General features: G+C 54.8%; 20 protein-coding genes and 1 tRNA gene. 1 reads left to right on the top strand and 20 read right to left on the bottom strand.

Translation table 11 applies throughout. The features are described from left to right. The coding region (locus OKC40_RS00005) for a hypothetical protein (RefSeq protein ID WP_270793780.1) at positions 1 to 211 on the top strand (211 nt) is incomplete at its 5' end. A gap of 10 nt (positions 212 to 221) precedes the next feature. On the opposite strand, the gene gmhB is transcribed toward OKC40_RS00005, so the two are convergent. The 20 genes from gmhB to tuf (OKC40_RS00105) all read right to left on the bottom strand — a co-directional run bounded on the left by gmhB (position 222) and on the right by tuf (OKC40_RS00105) (position 21,262). Then, positions 222 to 764, bottom strand: coding sequence for a D-glycero-beta-D-manno-heptose 1,7-bisphosphate 7-phosphatase (gene gmhB / locus OKC40_RS00010; RefSeq protein ID WP_234604637.1), 543 nt, complete (start codon positions 762 to 764; stop codon positions 222 to 224). Positions 765 to 877: 113 nt separating this feature from the next. Next, entirely contained in the window at positions 878 to 2,062 is a 1,185-nt protein-coding gene (gene tuf / locus OKC40_RS00015) for an elongation factor Tu (protein ID WP_042657281.1), read from the bottom strand. Positions 2,063 to 2,116: 54 nt separating this feature from the next. Continuing rightward, positions 2,117 to 4,222 (bottom strand): elongation factor G, encoded by a 2,106-nt coding sequence (fusA, locus tag OKC40_RS00020; RefSeq protein ID WP_042058265.1) that lies wholly within the window; start codon positions 4,220 to 4,222, stop codon positions 2,117 to 2,119. A gap of 75 nt (positions 4,223 to 4,297) precedes the next feature. Then, positions 4,298 to 4,768: a 30S ribosomal protein S7 gene (rpsG, locus tag OKC40_RS00025; RefSeq protein ID WP_010675949.1), complete on the bottom strand. Its 471-nt coding sequence runs from the start codon at positions 4,766 to 4,768 to the stop codon at positions 4,298 to 4,300. Between the two features lie 93 nt (positions 4,769 to 4,861). Then, complete coding sequence (rpsL, locus tag OKC40_RS00030; RefSeq protein WP_005306278.1) at positions 4,862 to 5,236, bottom strand: 30S ribosomal protein S12; 375 nt, start codon at positions 5,234 to 5,236, stop codon at positions 4,862 to 4,864. Positions 5,237 to 5,418: 182 nt separating this feature from the next. Next, a complete protein-coding gene (gene tusB / locus OKC40_RS00035) occupies positions 5,419 to 5,697 on the bottom strand; it encodes a sulfurtransferase complex subunit TusB (protein WP_270793781.1) in 279 nt (92 codons plus the stop codon). A 7-nt stretch (positions 5,698 to 5,704) separates the two neighbouring features. Then, a complete protein-coding gene (gene tusC, locus OKC40_RS00040) occupies positions 5,705 to 6,064 on the bottom strand; it encodes a sulfurtransferase complex subunit TusC (protein ID WP_042058261.1) in 360 nt (119 codons plus the stop codon). An 8-nt stretch (positions 6,065 to 6,072) separates the two neighbouring features. Next, entirely contained in the window at positions 6,073 to 6,465 is a 393-nt protein-coding gene (gene tusD, locus OKC40_RS00045; RefSeq protein WP_021229315.1) for a sulfurtransferase complex subunit TusD, read from the bottom strand. An 84-nt stretch (positions 6,466 to 6,549) separates the two neighbouring features. Beyond that, the gene (locus OKC40_RS00050) at positions 6,550 to 6,930 is read right to left on the bottom strand and encodes a RidA family protein (protein ID WP_042019309.1); all 381 of its coding nucleotides are present in this window, start codon (positions 6,928 to 6,930) and stop codon (positions 6,550 to 6,552) included. 24 nt (positions 6,931 to 6,954) lie between these two features. Continuing rightward, on the bottom strand, positions 6,955 to 7,671 hold the full coding sequence (locus tag OKC40_RS00055; protein ID WP_005339902.1) for a helix-turn-helix transcriptional regulator: 717 nt from the start codon (positions 7,669 to 7,671) through the stop codon (positions 6,955 to 6,957). Positions 7,672 to 7,865: 194 nt separating this feature from the next. Beyond that, the gene (rpoC, locus tag OKC40_RS00060; RefSeq protein ID WP_042058256.1) at positions 7,866 to 12,170 is read right to left on the bottom strand and encodes a DNA-directed RNA polymerase subunit beta'; all 4,305 of its coding nucleotides are present in this window, start codon (positions 12,168 to 12,170) and stop codon (positions 7,866 to 7,868) included. A 91-nt stretch (positions 12,171 to 12,261) separates the two neighbouring features. Beyond that, positions 12,262 to 16,290, bottom strand: coding sequence for a DNA-directed RNA polymerase subunit beta (gene rpoB, locus OKC40_RS00065; RefSeq protein ID WP_075112886.1), 4,029 nt, complete (start codon positions 16,288 to 16,290; stop codon positions 12,262 to 12,264). A gap of 224 nt (positions 16,291 to 16,514) precedes the next feature. Beyond that, entirely contained in the window at positions 16,515 to 16,877 is a 363-nt protein-coding gene (rplL, locus tag OKC40_RS00070) for a 50S ribosomal protein L7/L12 (protein WP_033135318.1), read from the bottom strand. A 51-nt stretch (positions 16,878 to 16,928) separates the two neighbouring features. Next, positions 16,929 to 17,429 (bottom strand): 50S ribosomal protein L10, encoded by a 501-nt coding sequence (gene rplJ / locus OKC40_RS00075; RefSeq protein WP_033135317.1) that lies wholly within the window; start codon positions 17,427 to 17,429, stop codon positions 16,929 to 16,931. A gap of 256 nt (positions 17,430 to 17,685) precedes the next feature. Continuing rightward, on the bottom strand, positions 17,686 to 18,387 hold the full coding sequence (gene rplA / locus OKC40_RS00080; protein ID WP_042058253.1) for a 50S ribosomal protein L1: 702 nt from the start codon (positions 18,385 to 18,387) through the stop codon (positions 17,686 to 17,688). Positions 18,388 to 18,391: 4 nt separating this feature from the next. Beyond that, positions 18,392 to 18,820: a 50S ribosomal protein L11 gene (rplK, locus tag OKC40_RS00085; RefSeq protein WP_026456244.1), complete on the bottom strand. Its 429-nt coding sequence runs from the start codon at positions 18,818 to 18,820 to the stop codon at positions 18,392 to 18,394. Between the two features lie 134 nt (positions 18,821 to 18,954). After that, on the bottom strand, positions 18,955 to 19,506 hold the full coding sequence (nusG, locus tag OKC40_RS00090; RefSeq protein ID WP_042058251.1) for a transcription termination/antitermination protein NusG: 552 nt from the start codon (positions 19,504 to 19,506) through the stop codon (positions 18,955 to 18,957). Positions 19,507 to 19,515: 9 nt separating this feature from the next. Then, positions 19,516 to 19,887, bottom strand: a complete 372-nt coding sequence (gene secE, locus OKC40_RS00095) for a preprotein translocase subunit SecE (RefSeq protein WP_005306322.1) — start codon at positions 19,885 to 19,887, stop codon at positions 19,516 to 19,518. Between the two features lie 60 nt (positions 19,888 to 19,947). Further along, a tRNA-Trp gene (locus OKC40_RS00100) sits at positions 19,948 to 20,024 on the bottom strand. 53 nt (positions 20,025 to 20,077) lie between these two features. Next, entirely contained in the window at positions 20,078 to 21,262 is a 1,185-nt protein-coding gene (gene tuf, locus OKC40_RS00105; RefSeq protein WP_042657281.1) for an elongation factor Tu, read from the bottom strand. Positions 21,263 to 21,335 lie beyond the last annotated feature (73 nt).

The following is a 21,335-nucleotide window of genomic DNA, read 5'->3' on the forward strand; positions in this document are numbered from 1 at the left end:
GCTGCGGGAGTGGAATTCTACTCAACCGCCTTCTCGAGTCAAGCCTTATTTTCAAAGGCTTTTCGAGGTTATCGACTCAGGCTTTGCGTTTCCGCTTGCCCTGTCGATGGAGGCGCATTATAGGGAGCTGAATCTTTCTGGCAAGCAGATAATTGCAAAAAGATGGCTTTCATCGCTCGTTCGCTCACAAAGCCACCGATACGCATGTTAAGCGAACAAAATCAGCCCGCAACGGGCACTGAAATGGCGAAATCATGCAGGTTGTCATAGGTGGCATCAGCCAATGCGATACCGGCATCGGTCACCGGTTTGCCCGTTTTGACCAACACTTTATGCCCGACTTTAGCATTGGCGGCCGCTTTCAGATCAGAAGGCTTGTCACCCACCATATAGGAACGGCTCATGTCGATCCCCAGCTCTTGTTGTGCCAACAGCAGCATGCCGGGTTCCGGTTTGCGGCAGTCACAGGGGGCTCCGTGATCCGGGTGATGGGGGCAGAAGTAGATGCCATCGAGATCCACATCCCGATCCGCCAGTGACCAATCCATCCATTCTGTCAGATTCATAAAGTCATCTTCACTGAAGTAACCGCGGGCGATTCCGGACTGGTTGGTGACGACAACCAACAGATACCCTTTCTTCTTTAACAGCTGCAGGGCGTCGATCACCCCAGGCAGAAAATGGAAATCATCGACCTGACTCACATAACCAGTGTCTTCATTGATGACACCGTCACGATCCAGAAAAATGGCGGCTTTGCTCACGGAAACTACCTCTATCAATGGTTTCGCCCAGTATCTCACAGGGCATAAATAGCCCCAAAAATAAAAGGGGTGGCCGAAGCCACCCCTTTTCATGTTTGTATATAACGAATCGATTAGGCGATTACGCTAGCTACAACACCAGCACCTACGGTACGGCCACCTTCACGGATAGCGAAACGCAGGCCGTCGTCCATTGCGATCGGCGCAATCAGGGTAACAACCATTTTGATGTTGTCGCCTGGCATTACCATTTCAACGCCTTCCGGCAGCTCGATGGTACCGGTCACGTCGGTAGTACGGAAGTAGAACTGCGGACGGTAGCCTTTGAAGAACGGGGTATGACGACCACCTTCTTCTTTGGACAGGACGTACACTTCAGATTCAAACTTGGTGTGCGGCTTGATTGAACCCGGCTTGGCCAGGACCTGACCACGCTCTACGTCTTCACGCTTCACGCCACGCAGCAGTGCGCCGATGTTCTCGCCTGCACGACCTTCGTCCAGCAGTTTGCGGAACATTTCAACACCGGTACAGGTGGTAGAAACGGTATCTTTGATACCAACGATTTCTACAGTCTCACCCACTTTAACGATACCGCGCTCTACACGACCGGTAACTACGGTACCACGGCCAGCGATAGAGAATACGTCTTCGATAGGCATCAGGAACGGCAGGTCAATTGCGCGCTCCGGCTCCGGGATGTAGGTATCCAGGTGGTGAGCCAGCTCGATGATCTTCTCTTCCCATGCAGCATCGCCTTCCAGCGCTTTCAGCGCGGAACCACGAACTACCGGCAGGTCATCACCCGGGAAGTCATATTCGGTCAGCAGTTCACGAACTTCCATCTCAACCAGTTCGAGCAGCTCTTCGTCATCAACCATGTCACACTTGTTCATGAACACGATCATGTACGGGATACCAACCTGACGACCCAGCAGGATGTGCTCACGAGTCTGCGGCATCGGGCCGTCAGTCGCTGCTACTACCAGGATCGCGCCGTCCATCTGGGCAGCACCGGTGATCATGTTTTTAACGTAGTCGGCGTGACCCGGGCAATCTACGTGTGCGTAGTGACGGGTAGCGGTGTCGTATTCTACGTGGGAGGTGTTGATGGTGATACCACGCTCACGCTCTTCCGGTGCCTTGTCGATCTGGTCGAAGGCGAAAGCTTTACCACCGAAGTGCTTGGCCAGCACGTTGGTGATAGCTGCAGTCAGGGTGGTTTTACCGTGGTCAACGTGGCCGATGGTGCCGACGTTTACGTGCGGTTTGTTACGCTCAAATTTTTCTTTAGACACGACGTAGTCCTTCTAGGTTAAACCCGCCTACCGTCGTAGGCGGGGAATCTTAAATTACTTGGATTTGCGCTCTTCGATCACGGCTTGTGCAACGTTGGTCGGTGCATCGTGATACTTGGCGAATTCCATGGCGTAGGAAGCACGACCTTGGGTAGCGGAACGCAGTGCAGTTGCATAACCGAACATTTCGGCCAGCGGCACCAGAGCACGTACGATCTTGCCGGACGGGCCATCTTCCATACCTTCGATCAGGCCACGACGACGGTTCAGGTCACCGATAACGTCGCCCATGTAATCTTCCGGAGTTTCAACTTCTACTTTCATGATCGGTTCAAGCAGAACCGGGTTGGCTTTCATGAAGCCAGCCTTAAAGGCCATGGAAGCAGCGATTTTGAACGCCAGTTCGGAAGAGTCGACATCGTGGTAAGAACCGAAGTGCAGACGCACACCCAGATCCATAACCGGGTAACCAGCCAGCGGACCAGATTTGAGCTGCTCGCGGATACCTTTATCAACACCCGGGATGAATTCACCAGGAATGACACCACCTTTGATGTCGTTGACGAATTCGTAGGCTTTGCCTTCTTCCAGCGGGTACATGTCGATCACAACGTGACCGTACTGACCACGACCACCAGACTGCTTGGCGTGCTTACCTTCGATATCCTTGACGGTGTTACGAATGGTTTCACGGTAGGCAACCTGCGGCTTACCTACGTTCGCTTCAACCTTGAACTCGCGACGCATACGGTCAACGATGATATCCAGGTGCAGCTCACCCATACCGGCGATGATGGTTTGACCTGACTCTTCGTCAGTCCATACGCGGAAGGACGGATCTTCCTGAGCCAGACGGCCCAGTGCCAGACCCATCTTCTCTTGGTCAGCCTTGGTTTTCGGCTCAACCGCGATAGAAATTACCGGCTCCGGGAATTCCATACGCTCGAGGATGATCGGTGCGTTCTGGTCACACAGGGTGTCACCAGTGGTCACGTCTTTCAGACCGATAGCAGCAGCGATGTCACCAGCGCGTACTTCTTTGATCTCTTCGCGCTTGTTGGCGTGCATCTGAACGATACGGCCAAAACGCTCGCGCTTGTCCTTGACGGAGTTCAGCACGGTGTCACCGGAGTTAACAACACCGGAGTAGACGCGGAAGAAGGTCAGGTTACCAACGAACGGGTCGGTAGCGATCTTGAACGCCAGAGCAGAGAACGGCTCGTCATCAGAAGCGTGACGCTCGTCTTTGGTCTCGCCGTCCATTTTCAGGCCGTCGATAGCAGCTACGTCGGTCGGAGCCGGCAGATAGTCAACAACGGCATCCAGCATTGCCTGTACGCCCTTGTTCTTGAACGCGGAGCCACAGGTTACCAGGATGATTTCGTTGTTCAGCACACGCTGACGCAGAGCTTTCTTGATCTCTTCCTCGGTCAGCTCTTCGCCGCCCAGGTATTTTTCCATCAGGTCTTCAGACGCTTCAGCAGCGGCTTCAACCAGATTCATGCGCATTTCTTGCGCCTGTTCCAGCAGCTCAGCCGGGACGTCTTCGTAATCGAAGGATACGCCCTGGTCAGCTTCGCTCCAGTTGATGGCTTTCATCTTGACCAGGTCAACAACGCCCTTGAAGTTCTCTTCGGCGCCGATGTTCAGCTGAAGGGGAACCGGAACGCCTTTCAGACGGGTCTTGATGTGCTCAACGCAGCGCAGGAAGTTAGCACCGGTACGGTCCATCTTGTTGACGAACGCGATACGGGGAACCTTGTACTTGTTAGCCTGACGCCATACGGTTTCAGACTGTGGCTGTACGCCACCTACGGCACAGTACACCATCACGGCACCGTCCAGAACACGCATTGAACGCTCTACTTCGATAGTAAAGTCAACGTGGCCCGGGGTATCGATGATGTTGATACGGTGCGGTTGGAACTGTTTACCCATACCGGACCAGAAAGCGGTGGTCGCGGCGGAGGTGATGGTAATACCACGCTCTTGTTCCTGTTCCATCCAGTCCATGGTGGCAGCGCCATCGTGAACTTCACCGATCTTGTGACTTACACCGGTATAAAACAGTACGCGCTCGGTAGTAGTAGTCTTACCGGCGTCAATGTGAGCGGAGATACCGATGTTACGATAACGCTCAATGGGGGTTGTACGAGCCATTGTCATCCTCTTACTAAGGCGCTTGTCCCTAGATAATTAAAGGTGCGCAGAGCCAAAAGACCCTGCGCAAGCGGATTACCAGCGGAAGTGAGCGAAGGCTTTGTTCGCTTCAGCCATACGGTGAACGTCTTCACGTTTCTTGACAGACGAACCCTTATTGTCAGCGGCATCCAGCAGCTCGCCAGCCAGACGCTGAGCCATTGATTTTTCACCACGTTTACGAGCGGCATCAACCAACCAGCGCATTGCCAGGGCATTGCGACGTACCGGACGAACTTCTACCGGCACCTGATAGGTTGCACCACCGACGCGACGAGATTTAACCTCGACCGCCGGACGAATGTTATCCAGAGCGACTTCGAACAGGGCCAGGTGCTCTTTGCCAGATTTGGTGGCAATGATGTCCAGGGCGCCATAAACGATGGCTTCTGCAACAGATTTCTTACCGTCAACCATTACTACGTTGACAAATTTAGCCAGCAGCTCTGATCCGAACTTGGGATCTGGCAGGATTTTACGCTGACCAACAACACGACGTCTTGGCATTTCAAATTCTCCGTAACTTCAGGGATTACCCAAAACTAGAAAGCTATCTAACTAGAAACGAATTAACGTTTGGCCTTACTTAACGGAGAACCATTAAGCTTTAGGACGCTTCACGCCATACTTGGAGCGAGCCTGCTTACGGTCTTTAACACCGGCACAGTCCAACGCACCACGAACGGTGTGATAACGAACACCTGGCAAATCTTTTACACGACCGCCACGGATCAGAACAACAGAGTGCTCTTGCAGGTTGTGACCTTCACCACCGATGTAGGAGGTGACTTCGAAGCCGTTGGTCAGACGTACACGGCATACTTTACGCAGTGCAGAGTTAGGCTTCTTCGGGGTGGTGGTATATACACGGGTGCATACGCCACGCTTCTGAGGGCACGCTTCCAGCGCCGGCACGTTGCTTTTCACAACGAGCTTGATGCGTGGCTTGCGAACCAACTGGTTAATAGTTGCCATCAAAAGGCTCCTGATAATGACTTCATAAACGTGTGGAAAATCCTCCCCGCAGATACGGGGACGCGAAATTTTATGCCCTGTTGTCTGGGGAGTCAAGATTTATACAATTTGCGTCACAAAAGGGCAATTCGGATCCGTTGAATTTCATGACACGACCTTGAATTCTCTTGAAAATGTGCTTCTCAACCGCCCCAGGTGCGCGGGGAACCTTTTTGCGCAATCAGTGCCACCAGACCCGCCATATCGAGCACATTGCCCACCCGATGCTGCAAACCGCGAGCTTGCAGGTCTTCCTGCATCACATAAAGCGGGATACCCGCCAACTGCTCGCTCCACTGGGGAGCCGATGCCGCTATCACGGCATCCTGCATCAGTACCAGCTCATCCTCGGGCTGGAGGTATGAGAGCGCCTGTGCCAAAGCCTGACTCTGAAAGGGGGAGTTCAATATCAGATGCAACATGGAGACCTCAAAAGCTGATGTGAGTCGAACATTGTGCCCAGCGCCGAGCCAGTTCCTGGCGCGGCAGACTCTCGACCGGGATCAGCAGATCATCCACTGTCAGGCCACGTTCTGCCAGCGAGTCAGCACAAACATAGACCTCTTCGATGTCGTAGAGTTCCAGCATTTTGAAGGTGGGCGCGTAGTGGCGCTGCAAAATGGCGGCCGGCTGCTGCTCCTTGAGCAGTTGCAGCACACCGTCCCCAATCAGGAAGAGGGCCAGCTCATCGGTCATAGCCGAGGTGGCCAGCAGGGCATCCAACCCTTCCCGACCGGCGGCATGGCCATGGGGGCCACGACTGCAGATAAAGGCGATTTTCTTGCTCATGACTCCCCCTAGAACTGAACCAGCCGATCGGCAGTAAGTGCCGCCTCGGCCAACTGGCCCAGACCGCTCAGGCAAAATGGCGCTTGCAGATTGAAGTGCACCTGCCCTGCCCCCTTGGCCTCCTGCTCATCGAGCACACCGCGCCGCATGGCGGCGGCAACGCAGACGTCGATACGGATCCCCTGCTCTTCTGCCAGCTCTCGCCACAGACGCACCAGGTCGGTCTCATCGGATGCAGGTAGATGCAGACCGTTGCCGTTGCAGACCCCATCCTGATAGAAGAACAGGTGGGACAAGGTATGCCCCTGCGCCAACAGTGTGCGGGCAAAGCGATAGGCTGTGCTGGCCGACTGGGTGCCATAGGCGGGCCCCGTGACCAGGATGGCAAAACTCAGACTCATAGCAGGACTCCTGTGCTGACCCGGTCCATTTTACGCCAAAAACAAAAAAGCCCCTGCCAGGAGGGGCTTGCTGCGATCTGTTGATCAGAGATGGGCAATCGCCTCAACCTCGACCAGCACATCTTTCGGCAGACGGGCCACTTCCACGCAGGAGCGGGCTGGCGCTGCATCACCAAAGTAGCGGGCATAGACCTGGTTGAAGGCAACGAAGTTGTTCATGTCGCTCAGGAAGCAGGTGGTTTTGACCACGTTGCTGGCATCGGCACCGGCAGCATGCAACACAGCAACCAGATTCTTCATCACCCGTTCGGCCTGCTCTTCGATGCCGCCAGCCACGATTTCCATGGTGGCAGGATCGAGCGGGATCTGCCCGGAGGTGAAGATCATCTCGCCAACCTTAGTAGCCTGAACATACGGACCAATCGCGGCAGGCGCCTTGTCGGTTGCAATCACTTCTTTAGCCATTCATCTATCCCCTTCTGGAATGAGTTACTCGTTTTCGTCTTCACCCTGCTTGCGCTGTCGGATGTAAAGATAAACGGTATGTTTTGAAATATTGAGTTTGTCCGCCACCAGATTGATCGAATCCTTGATGTCGAAAATGCCCTTCTCGAACAGCTGGGTCACGATGAAGCGGTTCTTGGCATTGTTGGCCACGGTGGGATCGCGGTTGATCTCGTCGATGGTGTTATCCACCGTCTGGGCAACCAGCTCTTCCACACTGTTGGCGAAGGTCTCTGGTGACTGACGAGCCGCCTGCTGGGGCGTCGGGAAAAATTCGGCCACGAACTCGTGGAAAGGCGCGTTGATGTGCAGGTTGATGCAGATAAGCCCCACTACTTGCCGCTCGCTGTTGCGAATGGCAATGGTGCTCGACTTCATCAGAGCGCCGGTGCGGCTGCGCGCAAAATAGCTCTGGGTGTAATCCTGGCCGGTGCTCTCGATATCCTTGAGCATGCGCAGGGCGAGATCGGTGATGGGCGCCCCGAGGGTGCGTCCGGTATTGAAGCCGTTGGCGATCTTGATCACCGACTCGTGCAGATTTTCCAGGGAGTGGAGGACCACTTCACAATGCTTGCCGAACAGCTCGGCCAAGCCATCGATGAGCCCATCGTATGAGCGCAACAATTCCCTGTCTTCATCTGTAAAAGTGCGGCTGATCAGCTGTTCTTCGGGAAGCATCGCTTCCTCGATACCGACAGTCATGTTCTACCCCTGTAATAACCATTCAACTTTCCCGAGTTTTAAATTGCAGGGGAGTAAAGTCAACTTTTTTTGATTTTTTACTCTACAACTTTGCTCTGGATCATCCTGAAACCCGCGTGGCGTCTACCTTTGCCGAGGAATTGGCCAACAAAAAGGGCTCCTTGAAGGAGCCCTTTTCAATCACGGATGACGAGTTACTCTTCGTCGAAGCTACCGGCTGCGTTCAGCAGATCCGCCAGGTTCTGTTGAGCTTCATCAGCGGTCACCTGCGGGGTACCAACAGCACGAGCTGCGGCTGCACGCTGGTTGATCCGGCTATGGTGGTAGGCAAAGCCGGTACCAGCCGGGATCAGACGACCCACGATGACGTTCTCTTTCAGACCACGCAGTTCATCACGCTTGCCACCAACAGCGGCTTCGGTCAGAACGCGAGTGGTTTCCTGGAAGGAAGCCGCAGAGATGAAGGACTCGGTGCTCAGAGATGCCTTGGTAATCCCCATCAGTACATGACGGAAGGTCGCAGGGGTCTTGCCCTCGGCAACCAGCTTACGGTTGGCAATCTTCACACGAGCAACTTCAACCTGTTCGCCTTCGATCAGATCGGTATCGCCAGCGCTCAGGATCTCGCACTTGCGCAGCATCTGACGAACGATGACTTCGATGTGCTTGTCGTTGATCTTAACGCCTTGCAGACGGTAAACGTCTTGCACTTCGTTGGCGATGTAGTTGGCGACCGGGCTGATACCGCGCAGACGCAGGATGTCGTGAGCAGACTCAGGACCGTCCGCCAGCACTTCACCCTTCTCAACTTTTTCACCTTCGAACACGTTCAGGTTACGCCACTTCGGAATCATCTCTTCGTAGACGTTGCCACCATCGGTCGGGGTGATGACCAGACGGCGTTTGCCCTTGGTCTCTTTCCCGAAGGAGATGGTACCGGAGATCTCGGCCAGAATTGCCGGTTCCTTCGGTTGACGTGCTTCGAACAGATCCGCAACGCGCGGCAGACCACCGGTGATGTCCTTGGTACCGCCGGATTCTTGCGGGATACGCGCTACCGCGTCACCCACACCCACGTTGGCACCATCTTCCAGGTTCACGATCGCCTTGCCCGGCAGGAAGTACTGGGCGGCTACATCGGTACCCGGGATCATCACGTCTTTGCCGTTCAGGTCGACCAGTTTAACGGTCGGACGCATCTCTTTACCGGCACTCGGACGCTCGTTGACATCCAGTACGACGATAGAAGAGAGACCGGTCAGCTCGTCGGTCTGACGAGTGATGGTCACGCCATCGATCATGTGTTCGAACTGCAGGCGACCTGCCACTTCGGTGATGATCGGGTGGGTGTGCGGATCCCAGTTGGCAACGGTCTCGCCAGCGTTCACGGCCTGGCCGTCCTTCACTTCCAGCACGGAACCGTAAGGCAGCTTGTGGCTTTCCTTGGTACGGCCCATGTCGTCCATGATGGTCAGTTCGGTAGAACGGGAGGTGATAACCAGTTTGTCATCGCTGTTGTGAACGAACTTGGCGTTCTGCAGCTTGATGGTACCGGTGTTCTTGACCTGGATGCTGTTCTCGGCAGCAGCACGGGATGCCGCACCACCGATGTGGAACGTACGCATCGTCAGCTGGGTACCCGGTTCACCGATGGACTGGGCGGCGATAACACCGACAGCCTCACCTTTGTTAACCAGATGACCACGGGCCAGATCACGGCCGTAGCAGTGAGCACAGTTACCGAAGTCAGTTTCACAGGTGATGGCAGAACGTACCTTCACGCGGTCAACCGAGTTTTGCTCCAGCAGGTCACACAGCTGCTCGTCGAGCAGGGTGTTACGTGCTACCAGCACCTCATCTTCAGTACCCGGCTTGATCACGTCATCGGCAACCACACGGCCCAGCACGCGCTCACGCAGCGGCTCGACGACGTCGCCACCTTCGATCAGCGGAGTCATCCACAGACCTTCGGTAGTGCCGCAATCGTCCTCGGTGATCACCATGTCTTGTGCCACGTCTACCAGACGACGAGTCAGGTAACCGGAGTTCGCAGTCTTCAGTGCGGTATCCGCCAGACCCTTACGAGCACCGTGAGTGGAGATAAAGTACTGCAATACGTTCAGACCTTCGCGGAAGTTCGCGACGATCGGCGTCTCGATGATGGAGCCATCCGGCTTGGCCATCAGGCCACGCATACCGGCCAGCTGACGGATCTGGGCGGCGGAACCACGCGCACCAGAGTCGGCCATCATAAAGATGCTGTTGAACGATGCCTGCTCTTCTTCTTCACCCAGCGAGTTAACGTTACGCTCTTTGGACAAGTTCTCCATCATGGCCTTGGAGACGCGCTCGTTGGCGCTGGCCCAGATATCGATAACCTTGTTGTAACGTTCGCCCGCAGTCACCAGACCGGACAGGAACTGGTCCTGGATCTCGGCAACTTCGGCTTCGGCTGCCGCAATGATGTCTTTCTTGGCATCCGGGATGACCATGTCATCGATACCAACGGAAGCACCGGACAGGGCCGCGTAGTGGAAACCGGTATACATCAGCTGGTCAGCGAAGATAACGGTATCCTTCAGGCCCTGCTTGCGATAGCAGGTGTTCAGCAGACGGGAGATGAGCTTTTTGCCCAGCGCCTTGTTGGATACGGATTTGATCCAGTTCTGCGGATTGGCATCCAGGTCAGCCTGCTCTGCAGCAGTCAGCACCTTCGGCTCGTCGATCAGGGCGTATTCCATGCCTTTCGGCAGGATCAGGCTCAGGATCGCACGACCAACGGTGGTGTTCTTCATCTCGGTGTGTTCACGCAGAGAACCGTCTTCCTGACGCAGGTATTCGGTAATGCGTACTTTCACACGAGCATGCAGATCGGCCAGACCGGCGCGATATACTTTCTCGGCTTCTTTCGGGCCGGCCAGCACCATACCTTCGCCTTTGGCGTTGATACGGGCACGGGTCATGTAGTACAGACCCAAGACCACGTCCTGAGAAGGAACGATGATCGGCTCACCGGAGGCAGGCGACAGGATGTTGTTGGTAGACATCATCAGCGCACGCGCTTCCAGCTGGGCTTCCAGAGTCAACGGTACGTGGACCGCCATCTGGTCACCATCGAAGTCCGCGTTATACGCAGCACAAACCAGCGGGTGCAGCTGGATTGCCTTGCCTTCGACCAGCGTCGGTTCGAATGCCTGGATACCCAGACGGTGCAGGGTCGGTGCACGGTTCAGCAGCACCGGGTGTTCGCGGATCACTTCGTCCAGGATATCCCAAACGACAGCTTCCTCGCGCTCCACCATCTTCTTGGCGGCCTTGATAGTGGTCGCCAGACCGCGGGTTTCCAGCTTGCCATAGATGAACGGCTTGAACAGTTCCAGCGCCATTTTCTTCGGCAGACCGCACTGATGCAGGCGCAGGGTCGGGCCTACGGTGATAACGGAACGACCAGAGTAGTCGACACGTTTACCCAGCAGGTTTTGACGGAAACGACCTTGCTTACCCTTGATCATGTCGGCCAGGGATTTCAGCGGGCGCTTGTTGGAACCGGTGATGGCACGACCGCGACGGCCGTTATCCAGCAGCGCATCGACGGACTCTTGCAGCATACGCTTTTCGTTGCGCACGATGATGTCCGGAGCAGCCAGATCCAGCAGACGCTTCAAGCGGTTGTTACGGTTGATCACGCGACGGTACAGATCGTTCAGATCGGAAGTCGCGAAACGGCCGCCGTCCAGCGGTACCAGCGGACGCAGGTCCGGCGGCAGCACAGGCAGCACTGTCATGATCATCCACTCCGGCTTGTTGCCGGACTGCAGGAAAGCTTCCATCAGCTTCAGACGCTTGGTGGTCTTCTTGCGCTTGGTCTCGGAGTTGGTTTGATCCAGCTCCTCGCGCATGGTTTTGACTTCACCTTCCAGATCGATAGCGCGCAGCAATGCCAGGATTGCTTCGGCACCCATCTTGGCGTCAAATTCGTCGCCCCACTCTTCCAGCGCATCCAGGTACTGCTCTTCAGAGAGCATCTGGCTGCGTTCGAGGTTGGTCATGCCCGGCTCGATTACCACGAAAGATTCGAAGTAAAGCACGCGCTCGATGTCGCGCAGGGTCATGTCCAGCAGCAGACCGATACGGGACGGCAGGGACTTCAGGAACCAGATGTGGGCAGTCGGGCTGGCCAGCTCGATGTGGCCCATACGCTCACGACGGACCTTGGTCTGGGTCACTTCAACGCCGCACTTCTCACAGATCACACCACGGTGTTTCAGGCGCTTGTACTTGCCGCACAGACACTCGTAGTCCTTCACCGGTCCGAAGATGCGGGCGCAGAACAGACCATCACGTTCCGGCTTGAAAGTCCGGTAGTTGATGGTCTCAGGCTTTTTGACCTCACCGAATGACCAGGAGCGGATCATGTCAGGAGAGGCCAGACCGATCTTGATACTGTCAAACTCTTCGGTCTTGGTCTGAGCCTTCAAAAACTTGAGTAAGTCTTTCACGTGTTTCCCCTGTCAGGAGTCTAACCTCGGCGCCCCGGCTGCCAAAACAGCGGGGCGCCCACGTCAATTCTCGAACAATAAGAGCGAGCTCTTACTCTTCGTCCAGCTCGATGTTGATACCCAGAGAGCGGATTTCCTTCAGCAATACGTTGAAGGATTCGGGCATGCCCGGCTCCATACGGTGGTCGCCATCCACGATGTTCTTATACATCTTGGTACGGCCATTCACATCGTCAGACTTGACGGTCAGCATTTCCTGCAGGGTATATGCCGCACCGTAAGCCTCCAGGGCCCACACTTCCATCTCACCGAAACGCTGACCACCGAACTGAGCCTTACCACCCAGCGGCTGCTGGGTAACCAGGCTGTAAGAACCGGTAGAACGCGCGTGCATCTTGTCGTCGACCAAGTGGTTCAGCTTGAGCATGTACATGTAACCAACGGTTACTTTACGCTCGAAGCGGTTACCGGTACGGCCATCGAACAGATCAATCTGACCGGATTCCGGCAGATCGGCCAGCTTCAGCAGGGCTTTGATTTCGCGCTCTTTGGCACCATCAAACACTGGAGTAGCGACCGGCAGACCCTTACGCAGGTTACCCACCAGGATACGTACGTCGTCGTCAGACAGTTCGGCGATGTTCACTTGCTGGGTGTCCTTCTCGCCCAGGTCATAGACCTGTTGCAGGAAGTTGCGCATCTCGTGCAGCTCGCGCTGCTCTTTGACCATGCGATCGATCTTCTCGCCGATACCCTTGGCTGCAAGGCCCAGGTGCACTTCGAGGATCTGACCGATGTTCATACGGGATGGTACGCCCAACGGGTTCAGTACGATGTCGACCGGACGGCCGAACTCGTCATGGGGCATATCCTCGACCGGACAGATCTTGGAGATAACACCCTTGTTACCGTGACGGCCCGCCATCTTGTCACCCGGCTGGATGCGACGCTTGACTGCCAGATAAACCTTGACGATTTTCAGTACGCCCGGTGCCAGATCATCACCCTGGATAATCTTGCGACGCTTGTTCTCGAATTTCTTGTCGAACTCGGCTTTCAGCTCAACGTGCTGTTCAGCGATCTGTTCCAGTTCAGTCTGCTTGCCTTCGTCTTCGATGGCCAGTTCAAACCACTTGGAGCGATCGAGCTTGTTCAGACGATCTTCGCTGTAACCGGCGGCCAGCAGCAGGTTGCGGGAGCGGCCGAAAATGCCGTCTTCCAGGATCTTGAACTCTTCAGTCAAGTCCTTCTTCGCTTCCTTCAGCTGCATCTCTTCGATTTCTTTGGCACGCTTGTCTTTTTCCACGCCATCGCGGGTAAAGACTTGCACGTCAACCACGGTACCGTACACACCGTTCGGTACACGCAGGGAGGAGTCCTTCACATCGGAGGCCTTCTCACCGAAGATGGCGCGCAGCAGCTTCTCTTCCGGCGTCAGCTGGGTCTCACCTTTCGGGGTTACCTTACCGACCAGAATGTCGCCGCCCTTCACTTCGGCACCCACGTAGACGATACCGGACTCGTCCAGCTTGGACAGAGCGGCTTCACCCACGTTCGGGATGTCAGCAGTGATCTCTTCCGGACCCAGCTTGGTGTCACGGGAGATACAGGCCAGTTCCTGGATATGGATGGTGGTCAGGCGATCTTCCTGAACAACACGCTCGTTCACCAGGATCGAGTCTTCAAAGTTGTAACCGTTCCACGGCATGAACGCGACGCGCATGTTCTGACCCAGCGCCAGTTCACCCAGATCGGTGGACGGGCCGTCAGCCAGTACGTCGCCAGCCATAACCGGCTCACCCAACATCACGCAAGGACGCTGGTTGATACAGGTGTTCTGGTTGGAACGGGTGTATTTGGTCAGGTTGTAGATGTCGATACCGGCTTCGCCTGGCATCAGCTCATCTTCATTGACCTTCAGGACGATACGGGAGGCATCGACATAGTCGATTACGCCGCCACGCTTGGCCACTACGGTTACACCGGAGTCAACGGCCACAGCGCGTTCCATACCGGTACCTACCAGCGGCTTGTCAGCACGCAGAGTCGGTACAGCCTGACGTTGCATGTTTGAACCCATCAATGCGCGGTTCGCGTCATCGTGTTCCAGGAACGGGATCAGAGCCGCTGCCACAGATACGATCTGCTGCGGGCTCACGTCCATATACTGGATCTGGTCGGCGTTCATAAAGGTGGATTCACCTTTGTGACGGCACGGGATCAATTCATCTTTCAGACGGCCATCTTCGGTGGTCGCGGCGTTAGCCTGTGCGATCACGTACTTGCCTTCTTCAATAGCAGACAGGTAGTCCACTTCGTCGGTGATCACACCGTCAATGACCTTACGGTACGGGGTCTCGAGGAAACCGTACTCGTTGGTACGAGAGTACACGGACAGAGAGTTGATCAGACCGATGTTCGGACCTTCAGGAGTCTCGATAGGGCACAGACGACCGTAGTGAGTCGGGTGTACGTCTCGGACTTCAAAGCCGGCACGCTCACGCGTCAAACCGCCCGGGCCCAGCGCGGAAATACGACGCTTGTGGGTCACTTCGGAGAGCGGGTTGTTCTGGTCCATAAACTGGGACAGCTGGCTGGAACCAAAGAACTCTTTGACTGCGGCGGAGATCGGCTTGGCGTTGATCAGATCCTGCGGCATCAGGGTGTCCAGGTCGCCCAGGGAGAGACGCTCCTTGACCGCACGCTCGACACGCACCAGACCGACGCGGAACTGGTTCTCGGCCATTTCACCGACAGAACGGATACGACGGTTACCCAGGTGGTCGATATCGTCCACTTCGTCGTTGCCGTTACGGATGTCGATCAGGCGCTTCATGACTTCAACGATGTCGTCTTTGGTCAGTACGCCAGCGCCAGTCTCGTCTTCACGACCCAGACGGCGGTTGAACTTCATCCGACCTACGGTAGACAGGTCGTAACGCTCGGCGGAGAAGAACAGGTTTTCGAACAGCTGTTCTGCAGCTTCGCGAGTAGGCGGCTCGCCCGGACGCATCATGCGATAGATCTCGACCAGCGCTTCCAAACGGTTGGAGCTGGAGTCGACACGCAGGGTCTCGGACATGTAGGCACCGTGATCCAGTTCGTTGGTGAACAGAACCTCGAAGTGCTTGAAGCCGGCTTGGGACAGGTTGGCGATCGCTTCCAGGCTCAGTGCCTGGTTGGCGGTCACGACCATCTCGCCAGTTTGCGGATGTGCGTAGTCCTTGGCAGCAACTTTGCCAACAACATACTCAACCGGTACCTCAATCTGGGTAACGGCGTCTTTTTCCAACTGACGGATGTGACGCGCAGTCACACGACGACCGGTCTCAACCACCACGGCGCCATTGGCCACGATGTCAAAGGTCGCAGTTTCACCACGCAGACGCTCCGGCACCAGATCCATCATCAACTTGCCATCTTTTACTTCAAAACCGATGGTCTCGAAGAAGGTGGCCAGGATCTGTTCGGAAGTGAAGTCCAGAGCGCGCAGAATAATGGATGCTGGCAGTTTGCGACGACGGTCGATACGGACAAACAGGTTGTCTTTTGCATCGAACTCGAAGTCCAGCCAGGAGCCACGGTAGGGGATAACGCGAGCGTTATACAGTACCTTACCGGATGAATGAGTTTTGCCTTTATCGTGGTCGAAGAAGACGCCCGGGCTGCGGTGCAGCTGGGAGACGATAACCCGCTCGGTACCATTGATAACAAAGGTGCCGTTCTCGGTCATGAGCGGAATTTCGCCCATGTATACTTCTTGTTCCTTGATGTCTTTGACGGTGCCGGCAGCTGCTTCACGATCGTACAGAACCATACGAAGCTTGACACGCAGCGGCGCGGAGTAGGTCACTCCACGGATCTGGCATTCTTTTACGTCAAATACCGGCTCACCCAGGCGATAGCTGACATACTGAAGCTCAGCACTACCGGAGTAACTGGTGATCGGGAAAACGCTACGGAAAGCGGCCTCTAGGCCATATTCACCTTCCGGGTCAGCCTCGATGAACTGCTTGAAGGAGTCCAGCTGAATGGACAACAGATAAGGCGTGTCCAGTACCTGGTCTCGCTTACCGAAGTCCTTACGAATGCGTTTTTTTTCGGTATAAGAGTAAACCATAGGGTTCCTCAGCTCGCTGATAAGTGACCCACTCTGTCCCGCAGGACAGCTCTGTCTCAACACCGTTTTGTGTTGGCCCGGACGAATGGAAACAGTCCGGATTGCTGGTGCACCGAGAGTCGTAAACGGTGTGAAATGCTCTCAGTCTACAGCGCAAAAAGGCTGGTGAACAAATATTCACCAGCCCTAGCCTGTTTTATCAGGCTAATCTACATAAATGCAGATTATTTGATCTCAACAGAAGCACCAGCTTCTTCAAGCTGCTTCTTCAGAGCTTCAGCTTCGTCCTTGGACACGCCTTCTTTCAGGTTAGCCGGGGCAGCTTCAACCAGATCTTTGGCTTCTTTCAGGCCCAGACCGGTAGCGCCACGAACGGCTTTGATGACGGCAACTTTGTTGGCGCCAGCAGCGGTCAGAACTACGTCGAACTCGGTTTTCTCTTCTACTGCTTCAGCAGCCGGACCGGCAGCAACAGCAACAGCGGCAGAAACACCGAACTTCTCTTCCATAGCTTCGATCAGCTCAACAACTTCCATTACAGACATGGAAGCAACGGCTTCGATGATTTGGTCTTTAGTGATAGACATGACAAAAATTCCTGATGTTGAATAAACTCAAACAGCCTAGATAGGCGAGAATCAAGCAGCAGCTTGCTTCTGATCACGCACAGCAGCGATGGTACGAACCAGCTTGCCAGCAGAGGCTTCTTTCATAGTCGCCATCAACTTCGCAATCGCTTCGTCGTAGGTCGGCAGCGTGGCCAGACGATCAATTTGTGCTGCGGCGATAAACTCACCGTTAAAAGCGCCAGCCTTGATTTCGAACTTTTGGTTCGCTTTGGCAAACTCTTTGAACAGACGAGCGGCAGCGCCCGGGTGTTCGTTAGAGAAAGCAATCAAGGTAGGACCGGTAAATGCGTTGTTCAGGCACTCGAATTCGGTACCTTCAACTGCACGACGCAGCAGGGTGTTACGCACAACGCGCATGTACACACCAGCTTCGCGAGCGGTTTTACGCAGGACGGTCATCTTATCTACAGTCACACCGCGAGAATCGGCTACAACTGCAGACAGAGCGCCTTTGGCAGCTTCGTTGACTTCAGCAACAATTGCCTTTTTGTCTTCGAGTCCCAATGCCATTGGCTTAACTCCTGGATTGAATCCGGGTCTATTGACCCAGTACAGACACATCCCCCCTACCTTTACAACAGAGGGGAACGATGCGGTAGCAGGATTCCAGAAGAGAAAGAAACTTTCTCGCTGGGTTTCCGGCACCGTCTACGCAGGAAACATTAAGGCTTTTCAGCCTCCTGCGGTCTTGGACGGAGGTCGAAACCCCCAACCAATCAAGGCGCAAAATTATAGATTAAATTTTGCGCCTTGTAAAACCCATCAATTAGGCCTGAGCTTCCAGAGAAGCTTGGTCTACGGCAACACCGGCACCCATGGTGGTGGAGATGCTGACTTTCTTGATGAAGATACCTTTGGCGGAAGAGGGTTTGCCTTTTTTCAGGGCAACCAGCAGAGCTTCCAAGTTTTCTTTCAGCTGAACTTCGTCGAAAGAAACCTTACCCAGAGTGGTATGGATGATACCATTCTTGTCGTTACGGTAACGAACCTGACCGGCTTTGGCGTTCTTGACCGCTTCAGCAACGTTAGGGGTTACAGTACCGACTTTCGGGTTCGGCATCAGGCCGCGCGGGCCCAGGATTTGACCCAGTTGACCAACAACGCGCATGGCATCCGGGGATGCGATCACGACGTCGAAGTTCATCTCGCCTTTCTTAACCAGATCGGCCAGGTCATCCATACCTACCAGGTCAGCACCGGCAGCTTTAGCTGCTTCGGCGTTGGCACCTTGAGTAAATACGGCAACGCGTACATCACGACCGGTACCGTGCGGCAGTACAGTAGCACCACGTACGTTCTGGTCAGATTTACGAGCGTCGATACCCAGGTTGACAGCAACGTCAACGCTTTCAACGAACTTGGCGGTAGCCAGTTCTTTCAGCAGGGCAATGGCTTCGTTGATGGAGTACTCTTTGGTACCGTCAACTTTTTCGCGAATAACGCGCATACGCTTGGAAAGTTTAGCCATTGTCTTAATCCTCCACTACCAGACCCATGGAACGAGCGGAGCCTGCGATGCAACGTACTTTTGCATCCAGATCGGCACCGGTCATATCCGGTTCTTTGGTCTTGGCGATTTCTTGCAGCTGGGCTACGGTCACCTTACCAACCTTGTCTTTGTTCGGCTTGGCAGAACCAGACTTGATACCAGCAGCTTTCTTCAGCAGGAAGGAAGCAGGCGGAGTCTTGGTTTCGAAGGTGAAGGAACGGTCACTGTAAACGGTGATCACGACCGGAGTCGGTGAACCTTTTTCCAGCTTCTCTGTACGAGCGTTGAACGCCTTACAGAATTCCATGATGTTCACACCGTGTTGACCCAGTGCAGGACCAACGGGAGGAGACGGGTTGGCTGCACCAGCAGCAACCTGCAGCTTGATATAAGCTGTGACTTTCTTAGCCATTAGGAAATTACCTCAAAAATGGGTTCTAGCGCCTCGGAGACTTGCTCCTGCAAACGGCTCCCCAACTAATAAAGGGGCAGCGAATTATAGAGATAATCGCTGCCCCTGACAACCGTTAAACGTACAGAATTCAATCAGCCCTTTTCGACCTGACCAAAATCCAGTTCAACAGGAGTAGAACGACCGAAGATCAGTACAGAGACCTTCACGCGGCTCTTCTCATAATCGACCTCTTCAACGGTACCGTTGAAGTCGGCAAACGGACCATCAGCAACCCGCACCATTTCACCCGGTTCAAACAGGGTTTTCGGACGCGGCTTGTCGTGGGCATCCTGCAGACGGTTCAGGATGGCATCGGCCTCTTTGTCGGAGATCGGTGCCGGACGGTCGGAAGTACCGCCGATGAAGCCCATTACGCGCGGTACGTTACGCACCAGGTGCCATGTAGTTTCATCCATCATCATCTGGACCAGGACATAACCCGGGAAAAACTTGCGCTCACTCTTGCGCTTCTGGCCAGCACGCATCTCGACCACTTCTTCGGTCGGGACCAGTACTTCACCGAACATGTCTTCCATGCCATGCATCTTGATATGTTCGCGCAGGGACTTGGCTACACGGCCTTCATAGCCGGAAAAAGCCTGCACGACATACCATCTCATACGTTGTTCACGTTGTTCAGTCATGGCTTATCCTTACACACCGGTAATCAGGTTGACCAACCAGACCAAGGCACCGTCCAGAACGAACAGCAGCAGCCCCATCACGGCGGTCACCGCCAGCACAATCAGGGTTGTCTGAATGGCTTCCTGACGGGTCGGCCATACGACCTTGCGGACTTCCAGGCGAGACTCACGGGCAAATGCCAGTGTTGCCTTTCCCTTGGTGGTTTGCAGGGCTACTGCACCGGCAGCAGCAATGACAACGACCACACCCAGGGCGCGGACGGCAGCGACAACATCGTTGAGCAGGTAATTACCCACTACAGCGGCCGCCAGGATAATGAAAACCAGGCCCCAAAGCAGGGTATCCTTGCTTCCGCCCTGGCTCTCAGAACTAACACTCATACAACCCACCTGTATCTGACGTAACCAAAGACACAAAAGCCCCGTACGAGACGAGGTATATGGCAGGGGCGGCAGGACTCGAACCCGCAACCATCGGTTTTGGAGACCGCTGTTCTACCAATTCGAACTACGCCCCTACACAAGAAAGCCCCTATTATAGGGGCTTTGCTTTATTTATGTAAGCCAAAGATTAAGCGATTACGCTAGCTACAACACCGGCACCTACGGTACGGCCACCTTCACGGATAGCGAAACGCAGGCCGTCATCCATTGCGATCGGCGCAATCAGGGTAACAACCATTTTGATGTTGTCGCCTGGCATTACCATTTCAACGCCTTCCGGCAGTTCGATGGTACCGGTCACGTCGGTAGTACGGAAGTAGAACTGCGGACGGTAGCCCTTGAAGAACGGGGTATGACGACCACCTTCTTCTTTGGACAGGACGTACACTTCAGATTCAAACTTGGTGTGCGGCTTGATTGAACCCGGCTTGGCCAGGACCTGACCACGCTCTACGTCTTCACGCTTCACGCCACGCAGCAGTGCGCCGATGTTCTCGCCTGCACGACCTTCGTCCAGCAGTTTGCGGAACATTTCAACACCGGTACAGGTGGTAGAAACGGTATCTTTGATACCAACGATTTCTACAGTCTCACCCACTTTAACGATACCGCGCTCTACACGACCGGTAACTACGGTACCACGGCCAGCGATAGAGAATACGTCTTCGATAGGCATCAGGAACGGCAGGTCAATTGCGCGCTCCGGCTCCGGGATGTAGGTATCCAGGTGGTGAGCCAGCTCGATGATCTTCTCTTCCCATGCAGCGTCGCCTTCCAGCGCTTTCAGCGCGGAACCACGGACTACCGGCAGGTCATCACCCGGGAAGTCATATTCGGTCAGCAGTTCACGAACTTCCATCTCGACCAGTTCGAGCAGCTCTTCGTCATCTACCATGTCACACTTGTTCATGAACACGATCATGTACGGAATACCAACCTGACGACCCAGCAGGATGTGCTCACGAGTCTGCGGCATCGGGCCGTCAGTCGCTGCTACTACCAGGATCGCGCCGTCCATCTGGGCAGCACCGGTGATCATGTTTTTAACGTAGTCGGCGTGACCCGGGCAATCTACGTGTGCGTAGTGACGGGTAGCGGTGTCGTATTCTACGTGGGAGGTGTTGATGGTGATACCACGCTCACGCTCTTCTGGTGCCTTGTCGATCTGGTCGAAGGCGAAAGCTTTACCACCGAAGTGCTTGGCCAGCACGTTGGTGATAGCTGCAGTCAGGGTGGTTTTACCGTGGTCAACGTGGCCGATGGTACCCACGTTAACGTGCGGTTTATTACGCTCAAATTTTTCTTTAGACATGATCGTCCCTCTAAACTAACGCTGAGTACGCGGTGGCAAGCTAACCACAGAACAGTTTATATGATGGATTTGA

Source organism: Aeromonas sp. QDB11 (assembly GCF_027705265.1).
Classification (GTDB): Bacteria; Pseudomonadota; Gammaproteobacteria; order Enterobacterales; family Aeromonadaceae; genus Aeromonas; species Aeromonas allosaccharophila.

What these genes read in the sequence shown, in the direction of transcription:
- tusC (WP_042058261.1), bottom strand. Translation starts at nt 6,064, where the DNA reads ATGAGCAAGAAAATCGCCTTTATCTGCAGTCGTGGCCCCCATGGCCAT.
- rpsL (WP_005306278.1), bottom strand. Translation starts at nt 5,236, where the DNA reads ATGGCAACTATTAACCAGTTGGTTCGCAAGCCACGCATCAAGCTCGTT.
- rpoB (WP_075112886.1), bottom strand. Translation starts at nt 16,290, where the DNA reads ATGGTTTACTCTTATACCGAAAAAAAACGCATTCGTAAGGACTTCGGT.
- rplL (WP_033135318.1), bottom strand. Translation starts at nt 16,877, where the DNA reads ATGTCTATCACTAAAGACCAAATCATCGAAGCCGTTGCTTCCATGTCT.
- OKC40_RS00050 (WP_042019309.1), bottom strand. Translation starts at nt 6,930, where the DNA reads ATGGCTAAAGAAGTGATTGCAACCGACAAGGCGCCTGCCGCGATTGGT.
- OKC40_RS00055 (WP_005339902.1), bottom strand. Translation starts at nt 7,671, where the DNA reads ATGACTGTCGGTATCGAGGAAGCGATGCTTCCCGAAGAACAGCTGATC.
- rplK (WP_026456244.1), bottom strand. Translation starts at nt 18,820, where the DNA reads ATGGCTAAGAAAGTCACAGCTTATATCAAGCTGCAGGTTGCTGCTGGT.
- secE (WP_005306322.1), bottom strand. Translation starts at nt 19,887, where the DNA reads ATGAGTGTTAGTTCTGAGAGCCAGGGCGGAAGCAAGGATACCCTGCTT.
- nusG (WP_042058251.1), bottom strand. Translation starts at nt 19,506, where the DNA reads ATGACTGAACAACGTGAACAACGTATGAGATGGTATGTCGTGCAGGCT.
- rpsG (WP_010675949.1), bottom strand. Translation starts at nt 4,768, where the DNA reads ATGCCAAGACGTCGTGTTGTTGGTCAGCGTAAAATCCTGCCAGATCCC.
- tusD (WP_021229315.1), bottom strand. Translation starts at nt 6,465, where the DNA reads ATGAGTCTGAGTTTTGCCATCCTGGTCACGGGGCCCGCCTATGGCACC.
- tuf (WP_042657281.1), bottom strand. Translation starts at nt 21,262, where the DNA reads ATGTCTAAAGAAAAATTTGAGCGTAATAAACCGCACGTTAACGTGGGT.
- fusA (WP_042058265.1), bottom strand. Translation starts at nt 4,222, where the DNA reads ATGGCTCGTACAACCCCCATTGAGCGTTATCGTAACATCGGTATCTCC.
- rplA (WP_042058253.1), bottom strand. Translation starts at nt 18,387, where the DNA reads ATGGCTAAACTTTCCAAGCGTATGCGCGTTATTCGCGAAAAAGTTGAC.
- tusB (WP_270793781.1), bottom strand. Translation starts at nt 5,697, where the DNA reads ATGTTGCATCTGATATTGAACTCCCCCTTTCAGAGTCAGGCTTTGGCA.
- rplJ (WP_033135317.1), bottom strand. Translation starts at nt 17,429, where the DNA reads ATGGCATTGGGACTCGAAGACAAAAAGGCAATTGTTGCTGAAGTCAAC.